Origin of the sequence: Blautia sp. SF-50 (assembly GCF_900101315.1) — a bacterium.
Classification (GTDB): Bacteria; Bacillota; Clostridia; order Lachnospirales; family Lachnospiraceae; genus Blautia_A; species Blautia_A fusiformis.
On the sequence record NZ_FMUW01000013.1, the window covers coordinates 52565 to 71506 of the forward strand.

Genomic DNA, 18942 nt, shown 5'->3' on the forward strand with positions numbered 1-18942 from the left:
GACTTGTTATATTTTTTTTGTTTGGGGTTGACTTTGAGGCGGCTTTCGCCTAAAATATATCAAAGATACGGCGATGATGAGAATAGTACACAGGGAATTATCTCAGAGAGGGATCTGCTTTGGTGGAAGGATCCTGTGCGTGAACTGTGGAACCGGCCTCGGAGCTCTGCGTGATTGAAGCGTGGCGTGTGTTTCCGGCGTTAACGGGTGTTGAGAGAACAGCTTTTCAGGCTGTTAACTGGGGTGGTACCGCCGAAGTCATTCGGTCCCTTGTGAGGGATTTGGATGGCTTATTTTTTTGTCCGTAAAACGGGATTGTAAATACAGTGTACGGTTTATGGGACAGAAGAGTGAGCTGGAAGGATTCCGGATTGCTGTGGCTGTCTGACAGCCGGCAATATGTAACAGATCACAAGAAAAAGGAGATTTATCATGGCAAAAGAAAAGAAATTAGTACAGGCCATCACATCTATGGATGAGGATTTTGCTCAGTGGTATACAGACGTTGTTAAGAAGGCTGAGCTCTGTGGCTATACAAGTGTTAAGGGCTGTATGGCGATCAAACCTGCAGGTTATGCGATCTGGGAGAATATCCAGCATGAGCTTGACCGCAGATTTAAAGAAACCGGTGTAGAGAACGTTTACATGCCGATCTTTATCCCGGAGTCTCTTCTTGATAAAGAGAAAGATCATGTAGAAGGTTTTGCTCCGGAGGTTGCATGGGTGACTCATGGCGGCCTTGATCCGCTGCAGGAGAGACTTTGCGTGCGTCCGACTTCTGAGACTCTGTTCTGCGATTTCTACCAGAAAGAGATCCAGTCCCACAGAGATCTTCCAAAGGTATATAATCAGTGGTGTTCCGTTGTCCGTTGGGAGAAGACAACACGTCCCTTCCTTCGTTCCAGAGAGTTCCTGTGGCAGGAGGGACATACTGCTCATGCAACAGCTGAGGAAGCGGAGCAGCGTACCATCCAGATGCTGAACATCTATGCAGACTTCTGCGAGGAAGTTCTTGCGATTCCGGTCATCAAAGGCCAGAAGACAGACAAGGAGAAATTTGCAGGTGCTGAGGCTACTTATACCATCGAATCTCTGATGCACGACGGTAAGGCTCTCCAGTCCGGTACAAGCCATAACTTTGGAGATGGCTTTGCCAAAGCATTCGGAATCCAGTACACAGATAAAGATAACACACTGAAATATGTTCACCAGACATCCTGGGGAATGACAACCCGTATGATCGGTGCGATCATCATGGTTCACGGTGATAACAGCGGACTTGTTCTTCCTCCGAGGATCGCTCCGGTACAGACTGTGATCATCCCGATCCAGCAGCGTAAAGAAGGTGTTATGGAGAAGGCTGACGAGCTTCTTGCAGCACTGAAGGCAGCAGGTATCCGTGCAAAGGTTGACGCGACAGACAAGAGCCCGGGATTCAAGTTTGCTGAGCAGGAGATGCGTGGTATCCCGCTTCGTGTGGAATGTGGACCGAAGGATATCGAGAACGGTCAGGCAGTTCTCTGCAGAAGAGATACCCGTGAGAAATATACAGTATCCTTCGAGGAGCTTGCAGATAAGGTAAAAGAGCTTCTGGATACCATTCAGCATGATATGCTGGAGCGCGCACGTGCACACAGAGAGGCACATACTTACGTAGCAAAGAATTATGAGGAGTTCGGTGAGATCATCAACAGCAAACCGGGATTCATCAAAGCTATGTGGTGCGGTGATCGTGCATGTGAAGACAAGATCAAGGAAGATTTCCAGGCAACATCCAGATGTATGCCGTTTGAGCAGGAGCAGTTAAGCGACGTTTGCGTATGCTGCGGAAAACCGGCTAAGAAAATGGTTTACTGGGGACGTGCATACTAAAAAAACACAGCAGGCCACTTCAAAAAAGTGGGATGATCATATTGCGTTACTGTTCACTGGTAATGTCCCGCGAGGTGTTTTGTGTGAGCGAAGGTCACAGAAAACCCGAGACATACCGCGCGAATTTATGCGATCAGCATAAATTCTGTGCATCGCGAAGCGTGTTACTGAGAACGGAGTGAACAGGAACCATATTGCAGAAACAACGGCGGGGCAAAATATGCTCCGCTGTTTTTATGAATCTATGTTATAATAGCGTTAAGGAAAACATATCAGAATATTATTCGGCTGCTGACATGGAGATAATACAGCGAAATGTAAACGTGTTTTGAACGGACAGCAGCGATCATCAAGAGGAGTTATTATGACGATTAACATACCACAAAAAGCAGAACAGATCCTGCATATTCTCAATGAAGCCGGCTATGAGGCTTATGTAGTCGGCGGCTGCGTCCGGGATTCCATCCTGGACCGGGTGCCTGGGGACTGGGATATCACTACCTCCGCACTTCCGGAGCAGGTGAAGGAGCTTTTTCACAGAACTGTAGATACGGGGATCCAGCATGGAACAGTAACTGTAATGATGGGCAAAGAGGGCTTTGAGGTGACAACCTACCGTGTAGACGGAGAATATCATGACGGTCGCCACCCGGATGCCGTGACTTTTACCAGAAGTCTTGAGGAAGATCTGAAGCGAAGAGATTTTACCATCAACGCCATGGCTTATCATCCGGAGCATGGACTGGTGGATCTGTTTGGCGGAATGGAGGATATCAATAGGAAGATCATCCGTTGTGTTGGTGATCCGGTAGAACGTTTTACAGAGGATGCCCTTCGGATGCTCCGTGCAGTGCGTTTTTCCGCACAGCTTGGATTTACCGTGGAGGAAAATACGAAGGCTGCCCTTACAAAAATGTCCGGAAATCTGGAACATGTAAGTGCAGAACGTATCCAGACAGAGCTTGTAAAGCTTCTGGTATCCGATCATCCGGATTACCTCCGGACAGCCTGGGAGACAGGCCTTACCCGGGAATTTCTTCCGGAATTTGATGCCTGTATGGAAACAGCGCAGAATACCCCCCATCACTGCTGCAGCGTAGGCGAGCACATCCTGAAAAGCCTTACGGAGATCGAGAATGACAGGCTTCTTCGTATCACCATGCTTCTTCATGACATTGCCAAGCCGGTTGTAAAAAAGACAGATGAGAATGGAAGAGACCACTTTAAGACTCACGGACCGGTAGGCGAAAAGCTGGCAGGAAAGATCCTGCGCCGTCTGAAATTTGATAATGTAACGATCCGAAATACCTGTCGTCTGATCCGGTATCATGATCTTCGTCCCACTCCGGACGCCGAGGATGTGCGGAGAGCTGTGAATCTTATCGGAGAAGAGCTTTTTCCGCTGTATCTGAAAGTGCAGAAGGCAGATCTTTTATCCCAGAGCACTTACAGGAGGGAGGAGAAGCTGGCGCGGTTAGGCGGTGTGACGGAAGCTTACCAGGGAATCCTTGAAAGAGGAGAATGTACATCTCTGAAAACCCTGGCAGTTTCCGGAAAGGATCTTATAAAGGCAGGACATCCGGCCGGACCGGCACTGGGAGCACTGCTCGAAAGACTTCTTGACTGTGTGCTGAAAGATCCAACCCTTAATACAAAAGAAAAACTTCTTGAAACAGCAGAAAAAGACAGCATAAAAACCGAATAGAATAACAAAAATCCCCCCTGCATAAAATAGAACGTAAAATAAGGCAGGGGGGAACTTTTTTGTATGATTATGGGTTGAGCGTGCTGGAGCAGTATGGGCTTACGGCTTCATTCTCCGGCAGGGTGCGGGGGGCACTTCTGTGCCGGACAGAAAAAGGTCCGGTGATACTCCGAGAATTTCATGGCTCGGAAAAAAAGCTTTCCATGCAGCAGCAGCTTCTTGAAAAAATGAAAGAACAGAACTGTCTTGTGGACGCCTATCTCAGAAACAGGGAAGGCGTACTGGTAAGCAGGGACAAAGATTCTGTTCCATATACTGCACAGATCTGGTTTGAGGGACGGGAATGTGACACGAGATCCGAAAACGATATTTTAAAAAGCATCCGGACTCTGGCACAGATCCACAAGATCATGCAGCTTCCTGTGGAAATGGATTATGCGGGAAGAAATCTGCAGGAAGAATATATCCGGCATAATCAGGAAATAAAAAAAATACGCCGTTTTATCCGAAAAAAAGGAGCGGTCAATTCTTTTGAGAAAGATTATCTGAAAAGCGTGGAATGGTTTCTGCAAAAAGGAGAAGAAGCGGCAGCTATGCTGGAAACCACGGATTATAAAAATCTGCGGCAGCAGTCTCTTCAAAGCGGCAGTATCTGTCATGGCGAATATAATCAGCATAATGTGCTGATACTTGGGAAAAACACAGCGGTGACGAATTTCAGTCACTGGAGCTTTGATGTGCAGATGGCAGATCTGTACCGCTTTATGCGGAAAATTCTGGAGAAATACAGTTGGGATCTGCACCTCGCGCAGAAGATGCTTTCTGCATATGATTCCGTACGGCCGCTCTCGGAGTCTGAGTGGCAGAACCTGAGAGTCCGGTTCTGTTATCCGGAAAAATACTGGAAACTGGCAAACCATTATTATACACATAACAAGGCTGTGATCTCCGGAAAAAATGTGGAAAAGCTGAGAACCCTGATCCATCAGAAAAAACAGTGGGAGGAATTTTCAAAACAGTGCTTCAGGCAGTAATGATTCTGAATGTGACAAAAACAAAACTTCCCTTTTTCTGAAAATTGTTATATAATATTAAGTATCTTATATAAAGAAACAGGGAGGTATTTTGGAACATGGATTATAAAGAAATCTATAATCAGTGGCTTGAAAACCCATACTTCGATGAGGCGACAAAAGAAGAACTGAAAGCGATCAAAGACGACGAGAATGAGATCAAAGAGCGTTTTTATATGGATCTAGAGTTTGGTACGGCAGGCCTGCGTGGTATCATCGGCGCAGGTACCAACCGTATGAATATTTATGTGGTAAGAAGAGCAACCCAGGGTCTTGCAAACTATATTGCCAAGGTTGACAAGAAATCCCAGGGAGTTGCTATCGCATATGATTCCCGTCATATGTCACCGGAGTTTGCCCAGGAAGCAGCACTTTGCCTGGCAGCAAACGGGATCAAGGCTTATATCTTTGAGACACTTCGTCCGACACCGGAGCTTTCCTTTGCAGTACGTCATCTGGGCTGTGTGGCAGGTATCAACGTAACAGCCAGCCACAATCCTCCGGAATACAACGGATACAAGGTTTACTGGGAGGACGGCGCGCAGATCACACCACCTCATGATTCCGGTATCATGGGCGAGGTAAAGGCAATCTCCGACTGGAATACCGTAAAGACCATGGACAAGGAAGACGCAGTAAAGGCAGGACTTTTCGAAGTGATCGGACAGGCTGTCGATGATGCTTACATGGCAGAGCTTAAGAAACAGATCATCCATATGGATGCGATCCAGGCAGAGGGCAGGAACCTGAAGATCGTTTACACACCTCTTCACGGAACCGGCAATATCCCGGCCAGAAGGATCCTTAAAGAGCTTGGATTTGAGAATGTATATGTAGTACCGGAACAGGAGCTTCCGAACGGGGATTTCCCGACAGTCAGCTATCCGAACCCGGAGGCAGCAGAGGCATTTGAGCTTGGCCTGAAGCTTGCGAAGGAAGTGGATGCAGACATCGTACTTGCCACAGACCCGGATGCAGACCGTCTTGGCGTCCGCGTAAAGGATAAAAACGGAGAGTATCATGATCTTACCGGTAACATGTCCGGATGCCTTCTTGCAAACTATGAGCTGAGCCAGAGAAAGGCTGTAAACGGAAGCCTTCCGGAGGACGGAGCTCTTGTAAAGACTATCGTTACAACAAACCTGGCAGATGCCATTGCCAAGGGATACAACGTGAATCTTATCGAAGTACTTACCGGATTCAAATACATCGGACAGCAGATCCTCGGATTTGAGAATAGTGGCAAGGGTACATATCTTTTCGGATTTGAGGAGAGCTACGGCTGCCTGATCGGAACCTATGCAAGGGACAAGGATGCCATTGTTGCTACCATGGCACTTTGCGAAGCTGCTGCTTACTATAAGACACAGGGCAAGACTCTCTGGGATGCAATGATCGATATGTATGAGGAGTTCGGTTACTATAAGGATGCCATTCAGGCAGTTACCATGAAGGGTATCGAGGGACTTCAGAAGATCCAGGAGATCATGACAACACTTCGTCAGAATCCGCCTGCTGAGTTTGCCGGACATAAGGTGACTGCTGTACGTGACTACAAGCTGGATGAGATCACAGATCTTGCAACAGGTGAGAAGAAGCCGACAGGACTTCCGAATTCCAATGTTCTCTACTATGAGCTTACCGATGATGCATGGGTTTGCGTAAGACCGTCCGGAACAGAGCCTAAGGTTAAATTCTATTATGGCGTTAAGGGAACATCTCTTGCAGATGCAGACGAGAAATCTGATGCAATGGGCAAGGCGGTTCTTGAAATGGTTGATTCCATGAAATGATTGATTCCATGAAATGATAAAATGGTCACATTCCGCCTGTAATATGCGAAAAACCTTGACATTATAAGCCAAAAGCGGTATATATATAAAGCAAAGTCAAAAATAAGAGAACATCAATTATAGGAGGAAACACCATGAATAAAACAGAGTTAGTGGCAGCAATGGCGAAAGACACCAATCTTTCCAAGAAAGATGTAGAAGCTGTTCTGAAATCTTTTATCGATGTTGTAACAGATGAACTGAAAAAAGGCGAGAAGATTCAGCTGGTTGGATTTGGAACTTTCGAAGTAAGCACAAGAGCTGCAAGAGAGGGAAGAAATCCTCAGACTGGTGAGACCATGACGATCGAGGCTTCCAAGTCTCCGAAGTTCAAAGCAGGAAAAGCTTTAAAGGACGTTGTCAACGGTAAATAATCTGTTGGTTCAGAGTGATAACGGCAGGGGAAACCGGTTTTTGGTTTCCCCTGCTTTTTTAGGAGGAAAAATTATGCGTCTTGATAAATATCTGAAAGTATCCAGACTGATCAAACGCCGTACGGTGGCAAATGAAGCCTGCGATGCAGGAAGAGTTCTGGTCAATGACAAGCCGGCCAAGGCTTCTGTACAGGTAAAGACCGGTGACACTGTGGAGATCCAGTTTGGAAGCCGTAATGTAAAGGTTGAAGTCCTGGAAGTTAAGGAAACGGTAAAAAAGGATGAGGTGGAAAGCATGTTCCGCTATATCTGATGCAGGGACAGCTGCCGTTTGGGCGTGATGGTCTATTCCGGATGGATTTTTCATAAAATAAAAGAGAAATCATCCCCAGGGAGGTATGGATTGGACGAGAAGAAACCGGCAGCATTTCACAGTCTGATGCTGGAGCGGCAGAAAGGCGGCACCATAACGGGAATTCGGGAGGTGATCTCTTTCGATGAAAAAGAAATACTGCTGCATACAGAGGAAGGAAAGTTATCCATAAAAGGCGAAGGACTTCATGTAAAACATCTTGATCTGAAAAGCGGGCAGCTTAGCTTGGAGGGAAAAATCGACAGTCTTACCTATCTTGGCAGGAAAAAGGACAAAAAAGAAGGATCCCTTTTAAAAAGACTGTTCCATTAAAGCTAAAATGACAGCAAACCGGTTGATATTTTTTTGAAGAAGTTGTAAAATTTGGATGTATAAGCTCGTAAAAGGTAAAGAGATCAGATTGTGTAAAAAAGGAGCAGCAGATTGAAAAATCCAAAAAATGGAAAAGAAAAAAAACGGATCGGATATAATTATCTTGGCATGGCGGGGATCATGGTGATTGCACTGGTGTTGCTGGGAAGCCTTATGCTACAGAGTAAGACTCTGGAACGGCGCAGGGATTATTATGATTCCAAAGCTACAGCACTGGAGAAGTCCATTGAAAGTGAGAAGGAACGTACCAAGGAGATCGAAGCAGAGAAAGAACATATGAAGACCGACGAATATGTGGAAGAGGCGGCTCGTGAGAAGCTGGGACTTGTGAAAGATAACGAGATCGTGTTTCAGGAAGAAAAATAGCTGAAAATCAAAGGTTTCGACGAAATTTTTTTTGACATTTTCGTGCGGCTTTGACAGATATTTCAGGGATCTTCCTTTATAATGTTCAGTCAGTGAAGGTTATAAGGGGAGGGGAAAATATGCAGGAATGGATCATTGCCATGCTCGTAGTCAGCATACTGCTGATACTTCGGGACATGGCAAAAACTGTCTTTTCGGGAAAAACGAAGGAAAAAGAAGAAATGCTGCCGCTTTGTGAAAGCCATCCCCAGAAGGAAAAAGTGGAACGGTATGCAGCATCCTTCCGGAAGCTTGCGGATACATTCTACGGAATGCCTTACCGTAAGGAATTTTTGAGTGGAGGACAGCTGAACCGTATCATATCGGACACCAGTGCGGCTGTATGTTCCAGATGTTATCAGAGAGAGATCTGCTGGGGAGAGCGTGCCGGGGAAACCATGCGGGGCAGTGAGAATATGATCCGTACCATGGAGGAAGGCAATGAAGAGAGTATCCAGAGAGCACGCAGTGAATGGATGGGAGCATGCGGCCGTTCCGCCCAGTATTTTCAGGTCCTGAATGAGGGATTTCGTGAAGAAAGGCAGAATCTCGTGTGGGATAACCGGATGATCGAAAGCCGGCTTGCAGTTGCACAGCAGCTGACGGAAATCTCGAGGATCATGGATCATATGGCAGAAGAGCTGTATGATATCATGCCGGCAGATCCGCAGTTTCAGGAAGATCTGAAAAAGGCTCTTCGTAAAAAGCATGTACTTGTAAAGAATGTCTGGGTCATGGATAAGATCGAAGGAAGACGGCAGATATTTCTGAATCTGAGAGCCAGGAGCGGACAGTGTGTTTCCATGACAGAGATCGCACAGATCCTGTCCAGGATCTGCGGAAGCTCCATGACGCCGGACGCCGACAGCCGCAGTATTGTAAATGGAGATTTTCGTATGGTCCATTTTGTGGAGGATGTCAGTTATCAGATGCTTTACGGAGTAGCGCGGCTTACAAGAGAAGCGGAAAAGGTTTCCGGAGACAATTATATCTGTCGTCAGGAAGAGGATGGCAGGTTTTTTCTCTGTCTGTCTGATGGGATGGGTTCCGGAATAGAAGCGTTTAAAGAAAGCGAGATCGTGGTAGAACTTCTGGAACAGTTTCTGGAATCCGGCTTTTCTCAGGAAACAGCTGCCAGAATGGTGAATTCCGCACTGCTATTGAAAGGACGGGAAGGGATGTTTTCTACTGTCGATATCTGTGCGGTGGATCTTTATACCGGGATCTGTGATTTTCTGAAAGCAGGGGCGTCTTCCACATTTATTAAAAGAGATCACTGGGTGGAATCCATTGCTTCGGAAAATCTTGCAGCAGGCTTGGTCCAGCAGCTGGATTTTGATACTGCCTCAAGGAAGCTTTATCATGGAGATTATCTGATCATGATGACAGATGGAGTTCTGGATGCACTTCCTACAGAACGGGAAGAGGAAACCATGAAGGAGATCATTATGGATGTCCGGGAAAAAGAGCCCAGGGAGATGGGACGGGGAATACTGGAAAGGGTCCTGGGATACAGTGATTATCATGCCAGGGATGATATGACAGTAGTTGTGGCAGGATTGTGGAAAAAATAGAGTATTTTTGGTTACAGGAGAAAAAATGATCACACGTGTAAGAAAATATATCAGAGACAATCGGATGCTGAAAGCAGAGGATATGGTTGTGGCAGGGGTTTCCGGAGGGGCGGATTCCATAGCAATGCTTCATATTTTGAAAAGTCTTCAGAAAGAGATCGGTTTTTCCATGGAAGTGGTTCATGTCCATCATGGGATCCGGGGCCAGGAGGCGGACCGGGATGAGCAGTTTGTGGAAAAAATCTGCCGGGATTGGGGAATCCCTTTCCGGTCCAGGCATTATCCGGTTCCGGAACTTTCCGGAAAGTGGAAGCTGGGAGAAGAAGAAACCGGAAGAATCGTGCGAAAACAGGCGTTTCAGGAGGAAAAAAAGAGACTTGGTTTTTCCGGAGAACAGTCAAAAAAGAACGGACAGTTCCGGGTTGCGCTGGCACATAATCGCAACGATCTGGCAGAGACTATGCTGCATCATCTGGCAAGGGGAACCGGTATCCGGGGACTTTCCGGGATACAGGCGGTAAATGGTGAGATCATCCGGCCGGTTTTGTGTTTAGAACGGAAGGAGATCGTCAATTATCTGAAAGAGAGAGGTATTTCCTATATCACAGACAGCAGCAATCTTTCAGATGACTATACAAGAAACCGGATCCGTAACCATATTCTTCCGGCTATGGAACAGAAGATCAATGCAAAAGCGGTGGAGCATATGGCAGAAACCGCACGGGTTCTGGCAGAGGCAGATTCGTATCTTCAGAAAAAGGGAAGGGAGCTTTTGGCAGGCTGCCGGAAAGAAAATGGCTATCTTCTGGATGAAAAATTTTTTGCACAGGATCCTATCCTTCAGGAATATGCGGTGATGGAGGCGTTTGAGATACTGGCAGGAAAACGTAAGGACTTTACATCTCTTCATGTGGACCAGGTCCTTTCGCTTCAAAAAAAAGAAAACGGTCGTTATATCAACCTTCCGGAATCGCTGCGGGTAATACGACAGTACAGAGGGGTATGTCTGAAAAAGAACTCTGCATCAGACAGAGAGAATGCTGCTTCCACTGAAAAAAAAGTATCAGCAGGTCTCAGAGAAATGTCTATGGAGCTTCCGGTACCTGGAATTCTGGAAAGTCCTTTCGGAGTTTTTGAGTCGAAAATTTTTTCTTATAAGAAACAGAAGATTGAAGAAAAAAAGTATACGAAATGGTTTGATTATGATAAAATAAAAAATAGTCCATGCGTTCGGACTAGAAGACAGGGAGATTATCTTACTGTAAACAGTGAAGGCGGAAGAAAGAAGCTGAACCGGATCTTTATTGATGAGAAGATTCCGGCGGAGATGAGAGACAGGCTTCCGGTTGTTGCGGTAGGATCTGAGATACTCTGGATCCCGGGAGGACGGATGAACGAGAAGTATAAGATCACTTCCACTACAGGGAGAGTGTTAGAATTACATTACCAAGGAGGAGCTTTAGCATGAGCGAAAAAATCAGGGTTTTACTCAGTGAAGAAGAGGTAGATGCCCGTATCCAGGAAGTTGCAGATATGATCAACAAGGATTATGACGGAAAAGATGTACACATGATCTGCGTTCTGAAAGGCGGCGTTTTCTTTATGTGTGAGCTTGCCAAGAGGATCACACGCCCGGTAACACTGGATTTCATGTCTGTGTCCAGTTACGGTGATGATACGAAATCCAGCGGTGTTGTAAAGATCGTCAAGGATCTGGATCAGCCACTGGACGGGAAAGATGTTCTGATCGTAGAGGATATCATTGATTCAGGCAGAACCTTAAGCTATCTGCTGCGTATCCTGAAGGGCAGACATCCGGCAAGCATCAGACTCTGTACACTTCTTGACAAACCGGAGAGACGTGTGACAGATGTAGAGGTAGATTACTGCTGCTTCAATATTCCGGATGAGTTTGTAGTAGGATACGGACTTGATTATGCCCAGAAATACAGAAACCTTCCTTACATCGGAGTAGTGGAGCTTCAGGACTGAAAGGAGATTTAACCAAGTGAGCAAGCATTCAGGTAAGATAGGCCTGTACCTTCTGCTTATTGTGGCACTGATCGCAGGATATCTGTATCTCAATGACCAGGTATCTACCCAGGGCAGCTACACAATGGGCCAGCTGGAAAGGGCTCTGGAAGAAGACAAAGTGACGGATGCGGTGATCCATCAGAACAGAGAAGTGCCCACCGGTTATGTAACAGCAAACATTGTTTCAGATGGTCAGAAGACAGTCTACGTAACCGATGTAAAGGAAGCGGAGGCGCTTCTTGAAGAACATGATATCGATCCGACGATCCGCAATGTACCCAAGGACAGCTCCATGATCGGAACAGTACTTCCGGTAGTGCTTACCGGCGCGATCCTTCTCTTTTTCTTTATGATGATGAACCGGCAGATGTCCGGAGGCGGCGGAAGCAATGCGAAGATGATGAATTTCGGAAAAAGCAGAGCAAAGATGTCGTCCCCTGATGATAAGAAAGTAACATTCAAGGATGTTGCAGGCCTTCAAGAGGAGAAGGAGGATCTGGAGGAGGTAGTTGACTTCCTGAAATCCCCACAGAAGTATACCAAGGTAGGTGCCAGGATCCCGAAGGGAGTGATCCTTGTGGGCCCTCCGGGAACAGGTAAAACTCTTCTCGCGAAGGCAGTTGCAGGAGAGGCCGGAGTTCCGTTTTTCTCCATTTCCGGATCCGATTTCGTGGAGATGTTTGTTGGTGTCGGTGCTTCCCGTGTACGAGATCTTTTTGAAGAGGGCAAGCGTCATGCACCGTGCATCATCTTTATTGATGAGATCGATGCGGTAGCCCGTCAGAGAGGAACCGGTATGGGCGGCGGCCACGATGAGAGAGAGCAGACGTTGAACCAGCTTCTTGTAGAGATGGATGGTTTTGGAGTAAATGAAGGAATCATCGTAATGGCAGCGACCAACCGTGTGGATATTCTGGATCCTGCGATCCTCCGTCCGGGACGATTTGACCGTAAAGTCGGTGTGGGACGCCCGGATGTCAAGGGCAGAGAAGAGATCCTTATGGTCCATGCCAAGGACAAACCGCTGGGAGATGATGTGGATCTTCGCCAGATTGCCCAGACAACCGCAGGATTTACAGGTGCAGATCTGGAGAACCTTCTTAACGAAGCTGCCATTGATGCTGCAAAAGAGGGCCGTCCTTATATCATGCAGAAGGATATCAAGAAAGCATTCATCAAGGTCGGGATCGGTGCAGAAAAGAAGAGCAAGGTCATCTCTGATAAAGAGAAAAAGATCACAGCTTATCATGAAGCAGGCCATGCGATCCTGTTTCATGTACTTCCTCATATGGATCCGGTATACACCATTTCCATTATCCCTACGGGAATGGGAGCTGCCGGCTACACCATGCCGCTGCCGGATAATGATGAGATGTTTAATACAAAGAACAAAATGCTGGAGGATATCACCACGCTTCTTGGCGGACGTGTGGCTGAGGAGATCATCTTCGGAGATATCACCACCGGTGCTTCCAATGATATCAAACGTGCCACAGAGACTGCACGCTCTATGGTAATGAAATACGGTATGTCTGAAAAAATCGGTCTGATCGCTTACGGCAACGATGACGATGAGGTATTTATCGGCCGTGATCTGGCACATACCAGAGGCTACAGTGAGGAAGTGGCAAGAGAGATCGATGGGGAGATTTCCCGTATCATCCGTGAGTGCCATGAGAATGCAGAGAGCATCATCCGTGAGAATATCGGCGTTCTTCACAGCTGTGCGGCCCTTCTTCTCGAGAAGGAAAAGATACATCGTGAAGAGTTTGAAGCACTTTTTACAACAGAAAAAGAAGAGATTGCAAAAACAAACGAATAAAATGCACAAAAAAATATATTGAATTTTGTGAACTTTGTGCACACTTTTTGGTGGACACATGGTACTATAAATACCGTAAAAACCCCCCAATACATTATATAGTTTTTGCTACACCCCATAAGAAGAAATACCTTCTCCAAAAAAGGCAGCTTAACCAGCTGCCTTTTTTACTGCCCAAAAATAAAAGACGAATTACGGAGAAAACAGATATATATGCTTGCGGGATGGAAAAAATTAAGATAATATATTTAAAACATGGTACTAAAAACGGAATGAGGAAGATAGAATGTTATATGAAAGCATGGAGACTGCAAAGAAGATGCGGTATATACTCAATATGAGTCCGGTATTAAATAAAGACGCAATGTTCAGTGACGGGACGGAATATTACCGTACACCTGTGGAGCCGCGGGAAGGTGATACAGTTACGATCCGTTTTCGTACCCAGAGAAATAACGTGGACAACGTCTGTCTTGTGCATGACGGAGAATATCTGGAAATGAAGCGGGAAAAAACTTCCGGAAGCTTTGATTATTATACTGCACAGATCGTAATGGGAAAAGATCTTGTACGATATTACTTTGAGATCCATTCAGGACTTGTTACCTGTTATTATGATACAAATGGTGTAAGCACCAGACATGAGGAAAGGACAGAATTTGAGATCTATCCCGGATATTATGTGCCTGAGTGGCTGAAGGGTGCTGTGATGTATCAGATTTATGTGGATCGTTTCTGTAACGGAGATCCTTCCAATGATGTGGAAACAGGGGAATATTTCTATATCGGGGACACTTCCGTAAAAGTGGATAACTGGGAAAAGGTTCCGGCTGTGATGGGTGTCCGGGAATTTTATGGCGGCGATCTTCAGGGAGTTATGGATAAGCTGGATTATCTTCAGGAGCTTGGAGTAGATGTGATCTATCTGAATCCGGTCTTTGTTTCTCCCAGCAACCATAAGTATGACTGTCAGGATTACGATCATATCGATCCGCATATCGGAAGGATCGTAGAGGACTGTGATGGTCTGTTAAGTCCCGGAGACAGTGACAACAGTCATGCCCTTAAATATATCCGCCGTGTGACCGATAAACGGAATTTGGAGGCCAGTAATAAGCTTTTTCAGGAGCTTGTGGAGGAAATTCACAGAAGAGGGATGAAAGTGATCCTGGATGGGGTATTTAACCATTGCGGATCCTTTAATAAATGGATGGACAGGGAACGGATCTACGAAAATCAGGAAGGCTACGAAAAGGGGGCCTATGTTTCGGCGGACAGCCCTTATCGTTCTTTCTTCTGCTTCCAGGATCAGAACCGCTGGCCCTATAATCCAACCTACGACGGCTGGTGGACCCATGATACCCTGCCAAAGCTGAACTACGAAGAATCTGAGGAGCTTTGCCGGACGATCCTTGATGTGGGCAGAAAATGGGTTTCGCCGCCGTATAACGTAGACGGCTGGAGACTGGATGTAGCTGCAGATCTGGGCCACAGCAATGATTTTAACCATCACTTCTGGAAAGAGTTCCGGAGGACAGTAAAAGAAGCCAATCCTGATGCAGTGATTCTTGCAGAACACTACGGAAATCCGGAAAGCTGGCTTCGCGGCGATGAGTGGGATACAGTTATGAACTATGATGCTTTTATGGAGCCTGTAACCTGGTTCCTGACCGGAATGGAGAAGCACAGTGATGAGTACCGGGAGGACCTTTATGGCAACAGTGAGGCCTTTATCGGGGCGATGAAGCATCATATGCAGTCTTTGCATATGGGAGCGCTTTATGGAGCCATGAATGAGCTTTCAAACCATGACCATTCCAGATTTCTGACAAGGACCAATCACAGAGTAGGAAGGCTTTCCTACGCAGGCGCAGAGGCAGCATCTGCAGGCATCAATCCTGCTATCATGGGAGAGGCTGTTGTGATTCAGATGACGTGGCCTGGTTCGCCTACGGTATATTACGGGGATGAGGCCGGCGTCTGCGGCTTTACAGATCCGGATAACCGCAGAACTTATCCCTGGGGAAAAGAAGACCAGGAGATGCTGGACTTTCATAAACGCATGATCTGCATACACAAGGCATATCCGATTCTTGCAAAGGGTTCCCTGGAATTTCTGTGGAACGATCATCAGGGCTTGAGCTATGGTCGTTTTTCTGATTCTGAACAGATCATAGTGATCCTTAATAATCAGGATCAGGAGAGAGACATAAGGGTAACAGCCTGGAAAACCGGTGTAAGCCGGAAAGAAGCAACGGCTTTTCAGCGCCTGATGCTTTCTTCCGGAGAGGGTTATACGGAAATGCCGGAAGAATATATTGCAGATGCAGGGATTCTTCAGGTGAAGATGCCTGCATACGGAGCGATGGTGCTTCACCACAGGGCGAGGGATAAATACAAATGATGCACGAGTAAGGCAGAGAAAAAAGCCAATCTGTTCTTCCATTAGGAAGCAGATTGGCTTTTTGCATTGTGTTTTATGAGTTATTCTTCTGTAACGTGTTCCAGACCCTGATTCATGATGGTTGCCACATGGCTGTCTGCCAGGGAGTAGTAAATGGTTTTTCCGTCTCTTCGAAATTTGACCAGTGACATCTGCTTCAGTACCCGGAGCTGATGGGAAATGGCACTCTGGGTCATGGAAAGACGATCGGCAATATCCTGAACACAGAGCTCTTCCACAGAAAGTACGTACAGGATACGGATCCTGGTAGGATCACCGAAAACCTTGAACAGGTCGGCAAGCCGGTACAGTGTATCATCATTGATCGGGTAATCTATATGTGTTTTCTTCATTTGCGCATCCTCCAAACTGTTAACTTCTATTGTAGCTGAAAAAAACGCACCGGTCAAATTCTTTTCTGCATCACTGGGGAGGTGTATGGATGCACAGGGATCCGCTGCAGGATATCTGCCCTGCAGAACGGATCTTATTTTTTATACAGGATACGAATGGAATTCAGCACGCAGATCATGGCAACGCCAGTGTCTGCAAATACGGCCATCCACATGTTGGCATGTCCGGCAAGACCAAGGATCATAACTGCGATCTTGATCACCAGGGCAAATATTACGTTCTGCCATGCAATACGGTTTGTGCTTCGTGCAATGGCGATAGACTGAGGGATCGCATCTACATTGGAATTCATAAATACGGCATCTGCGGCTTCAATGGCAGCATCTGCACCGCTTCCCATGGCAGCACCTACATCAGCACCTGCAAGAACAGGAGCGTCGTTGATACCGTCACCGACAAACATAACCGTTCCATGTGTCTGGCGGACCTTTTTCAGGGCATTGAGCTTATCCTCCGGAAGAAGCTTTGCATAGATCTCATCAATCCCGGCATCTTTTCCTACAGCCTGTGCACTGTCTTCGGAGTCTCCAGTGAGCATAACGGTGTGGAGACCAAGCTTTTTCAGAGAAGCAATGGCTTCCTTTGCGTCAGGTTTGATGGTATCGGAGATCAGCATATATCCTGCGAAGGTTCCGTTTACTGCCATAAATACTTCAGAGCCGTAAGCGGCTTCCTTTAATTCTCCGATTGTAACTCTGAATTTATCCATCAGCTTGCGATTTCCGCAGAGAACTTTTCCCTCCGGCATTTCCGCAACGATCCCGTGACCGGAAATTTCTTCCAGGGAGATCGGTTTTTCAAATTGGATCTCACGTTCCTTTGCGGCAGCAACGATGCTGTTCGCAATAGGATGTGTGGAGTTCTGTTCACAGCTTGCACACATGGAAAGGAGTTCATTTTCCGTGTATTTACCGGTGGCAACAACCTTCTGAAGCTGGAAGTTACCCTCTGTGATAGTACCGGTCTTATCCATGATCACAGCGCCGAGCTTACTTAATCCTTCGATGGAAAGGCCACCCTTGAAAAGGATACCCTTTTTAGAACCGGCACCGATCCCAGAGAAGAAGGCCAGCGGGATACTAAGTACAAGAGCACAAGGGCAGCTCATTACCAGGAAAGTAATGGCTGTGTAGATCCAGTAATGCCAGTTTCCGGTAACAAGGGATGGGAGTATGGCAGTTGCCAATGCGATTCCTACAACACAAGGAGTATAAACCTTGGCAAAACGTGTGATAAAGCGGTCGATCTTCGGTTTGCTTGCTGCCGCGTTTTCTACGGAATCCAGAATACGAGTGACCATGGATTCTTCCAGAGGTTTTTCCACGCGGATCTTAAGCTGGCCGGAAGTGTTGACGCAACCAGAAGTGATCTCATCACCTTCATTTACAGCAACCGGTACAGGCTCTCCTGTGATCGGAGAAGTGTCGATACGGCTGTTTCCCTCAATTACGATACCATCAAGAGGGATGCGGTCTCCGGGACGGACCAGAAGAATGTCTCCGATCTGAGCCTCTTCAGAGGGAATTATCTGGATCTCATTGCCTGTGACCAGATTGACAACTTCCGGACGAAGGTCTACGGCATCCATGATCTGCCCGCGGCTTCGTTCAACGGCTTTTTCCTCAAAAAGCTCGCCGATGCGGTAAAAGAGCATAACGCCTACGGCCTCAGCAGAATCATTGATGGCAAAAGCGGCAAGTGTTGCAATGCTCATGAGAAAGTTTTCGTCAAAAATCTGTCCGTGAGAGATGTTTTTGGCAGCTTTTACAACGATAACACCCCCAAGCGCCAGGTATGCGATCACAAATACAGGAAGAGTGGCACTGGTACCAAAGCCTTTGTGTTCCATGATCTCTCCGGCAACGAAGAGTACTGCACCGATGATAATGCAGATGATATCTACGTTTTCCTTGGAGAAAAATTTCTTCTTGGAAGCGGTTGTGTGAGTCACTGTTTTTGGGGACTGAGCCTTTGGCTTCGGATCCTTTTCTTTTACAAGAACTTCGGATTCAATGGATGTACAGATCTTACGGATCTGATCCAGGTATCGATCTGGATTCTTTGCAGTTAAGCGAAGCTGTTTTGTTGCAAAAGTGATGGTTGCTTCGGAAATGCCTTCAAGGTTTGCAATTTGTTCCTCCATTTTGGAAGCGCAGTGAGCGCAGCCTAGATTCTCCAGAAGATAGGTCTTGGTTGTTGTGTCAGTGGAAGCTGCCGGAGCTGGATTTCTCGGAACAACTTTAACTTCAGACTCAATGGATGTGCAGATCTTGCGGATCTGCGGAAGCAGAGCGTCTGGATCTGCAGCCCCTAAGCGAAGCTGTTTTGTTGCAAAAGTAATGGTAGCGCTTTCGACGCCTTCAAGAGCCTGGATCCGTTCCTCCATTTTGGAAGCACAGTGAGCGCAGCCGAGGTTCTCCAGAATGTAGACACGCTTTGCGGTGAGAGCATTGTGGGAGTGACCATGGTGCTCATGCTCGTGATCCCCGCAGCCACAGCTGCAGTGCTCGTTATGGTGGTGATGGTGTTCGTGTGCATGATGTTCGTGTTCGGAATCCTCGCAGCCACAGCCGCAGTGCTCGTCATGGTGATGATGATGCTCATGTTCATGATGTTCGTGCTCGTGATCCTCGCAGCCACAGCCGCAGT

General features: G+C 46.8%; 15 protein-coding genes and 1 other annotated feature. Of the genes, 13 read left to right on the forward strand and 2 right to left on the reverse strand.

What is annotated here, in order from left to right; genetic code table 11:
• The first annotated feature begins 64 nt into the window (after positions 1–64).
• Positions 65–274 (forward strand) — a binding site (T-box leader).
• A 158-nt stretch (positions 275–432) separates the two neighbouring features.
• From proS to BLP57_RS09820, 13 genes are all read left to right on the forward strand, one after another.
• Complete coding sequence (gene proS, locus BLP57_RS09760) at positions 433–1872, forward strand: proline--tRNA ligase (protein ID WP_015527114.1); 1440 nt, start codon at positions 433–435, stop codon at positions 1870–1872.
• Between the two features lie 364 nt (positions 1873–2236).
• Positions 2237–3577 (forward strand): CCA tRNA nucleotidyltransferase, encoded by a 1341-nt coding sequence (locus BLP57_RS09765; RefSeq protein ID WP_092071315.1) that lies wholly within the window; start codon positions 2237–2239, stop codon positions 3575–3577.
• A gap of 59 nt (positions 3578–3636) precedes the next feature.
• A complete protein-coding gene (locus BLP57_RS09770) occupies positions 3637–4611 on the forward strand; it encodes a hypothetical protein (RefSeq protein WP_092071318.1) in 975 nt (324 codons plus the stop codon).
• Positions 4612–4709: 98 nt separating this feature from the next.
• Positions 4710–6443 (forward strand): phospho-sugar mutase, encoded by a 1734-nt coding sequence (locus BLP57_RS09775; protein WP_015527116.1) that lies wholly within the window; start codon positions 4710–4712, stop codon positions 6441–6443.
• Between the two features lie 119 nt (positions 6444–6562).
• The gene (locus BLP57_RS09780) at positions 6563–6856 is read left to right on the forward strand and encodes an HU family DNA-binding protein (RefSeq protein WP_227573730.1); all 294 of its coding nucleotides are present in this window, start codon (positions 6563–6565) and stop codon (positions 6854–6856) included.
• A gap of 73 nt (positions 6857–6929) precedes the next feature.
• Complete coding sequence (locus BLP57_RS09785; RefSeq protein WP_015527118.1) at positions 6930–7169, forward strand: RNA-binding S4 domain-containing protein; 240 nt, start codon at positions 6930–6932, stop codon at positions 7167–7169.
• 90 nt (positions 7170–7259) lie between these two features.
• The gene (gene yabP / locus BLP57_RS09790) at positions 7260–7541 is read left to right on the forward strand and encodes a sporulation protein YabP (protein WP_044960948.1); all 282 of its coding nucleotides are present in this window, start codon (positions 7260–7262) and stop codon (positions 7539–7541) included.
• A gap of 111 nt (positions 7542–7652) precedes the next feature.
• Positions 7653–7967 carry an FtsB family cell division protein gene (locus BLP57_RS09795; protein ID WP_021650636.1) on the forward strand — a complete coding sequence of 105 codons (315 nt, stop codon included), beginning with the start codon at positions 7653–7655 and terminating at the stop codon, positions 7965–7967.
• A gap of 119 nt (positions 7968–8086) precedes the next feature.
• A complete protein-coding gene (locus BLP57_RS09800; RefSeq protein ID WP_015527120.1) occupies positions 8087–9580 on the forward strand; it encodes a SpoIIE family protein phosphatase in 1494 nt (497 codons plus the stop codon).
• Between the two features lie 25 nt (positions 9581–9605).
• Positions 9606–11048 (forward strand): tRNA lysidine(34) synthetase TilS, encoded by a 1443-nt coding sequence (gene tilS, locus BLP57_RS09805; RefSeq protein WP_044960944.1) that lies wholly within the window; start codon positions 9606–9608, stop codon positions 11046–11048.
• Positions 11045–11572 carry a hypoxanthine phosphoribosyltransferase gene (gene hpt / locus BLP57_RS09810; protein WP_015527123.1) on the forward strand — a complete coding sequence of 176 codons (528 nt, stop codon included), beginning with the start codon at positions 11045–11047 and terminating at the stop codon, positions 11570–11572. Before tilS ends, hpt begins: the two co-directional genes overlap by 4 nt.
• Before the next feature lie 16 nt (positions 11573–11588).
• Positions 11589–13436, forward strand: a complete 1848-nt coding sequence (ftsH, locus tag BLP57_RS09815; protein ID WP_092071321.1) for an ATP-dependent zinc metalloprotease FtsH — start codon at positions 11589–11591, stop codon at positions 13434–13436.
• Between the two features lie 286 nt (positions 13437–13722).
• A complete protein-coding gene (locus BLP57_RS09820; RefSeq protein ID WP_092071324.1) occupies positions 13723–15840 on the forward strand; it encodes a glycoside hydrolase family 13 protein in 2118 nt (705 codons plus the stop codon).
• Between the two features lie 80 nt (positions 15841–15920).
• Here BLP57_RS09820 and BLP57_RS09825 read toward each other — a convergent pair whose 3' ends face one another.
• Both BLP57_RS09825 and BLP57_RS09830 read right to left on the reverse strand, forming a co-directional pair.
• The gene (locus BLP57_RS09825; RefSeq protein WP_022427364.1) at positions 15921–16232 is read right to left on the reverse strand and encodes an ArsR/SmtB family transcription factor; all 312 of its coding nucleotides are present in this window, start codon (positions 16230–16232) and stop codon (positions 15921–15923) included.
• Positions 16233–16366: 134 nt separating this feature from the next.
• A complete protein-coding gene (locus tag BLP57_RS09830) occupies positions 16367–18718 on the reverse strand; it encodes a heavy metal translocating P-type ATPase (protein ID WP_092071352.1) in 2352 nt (783 codons plus the stop codon).
• Positions 18719–18942: the final 224 nt, after the last annotated feature.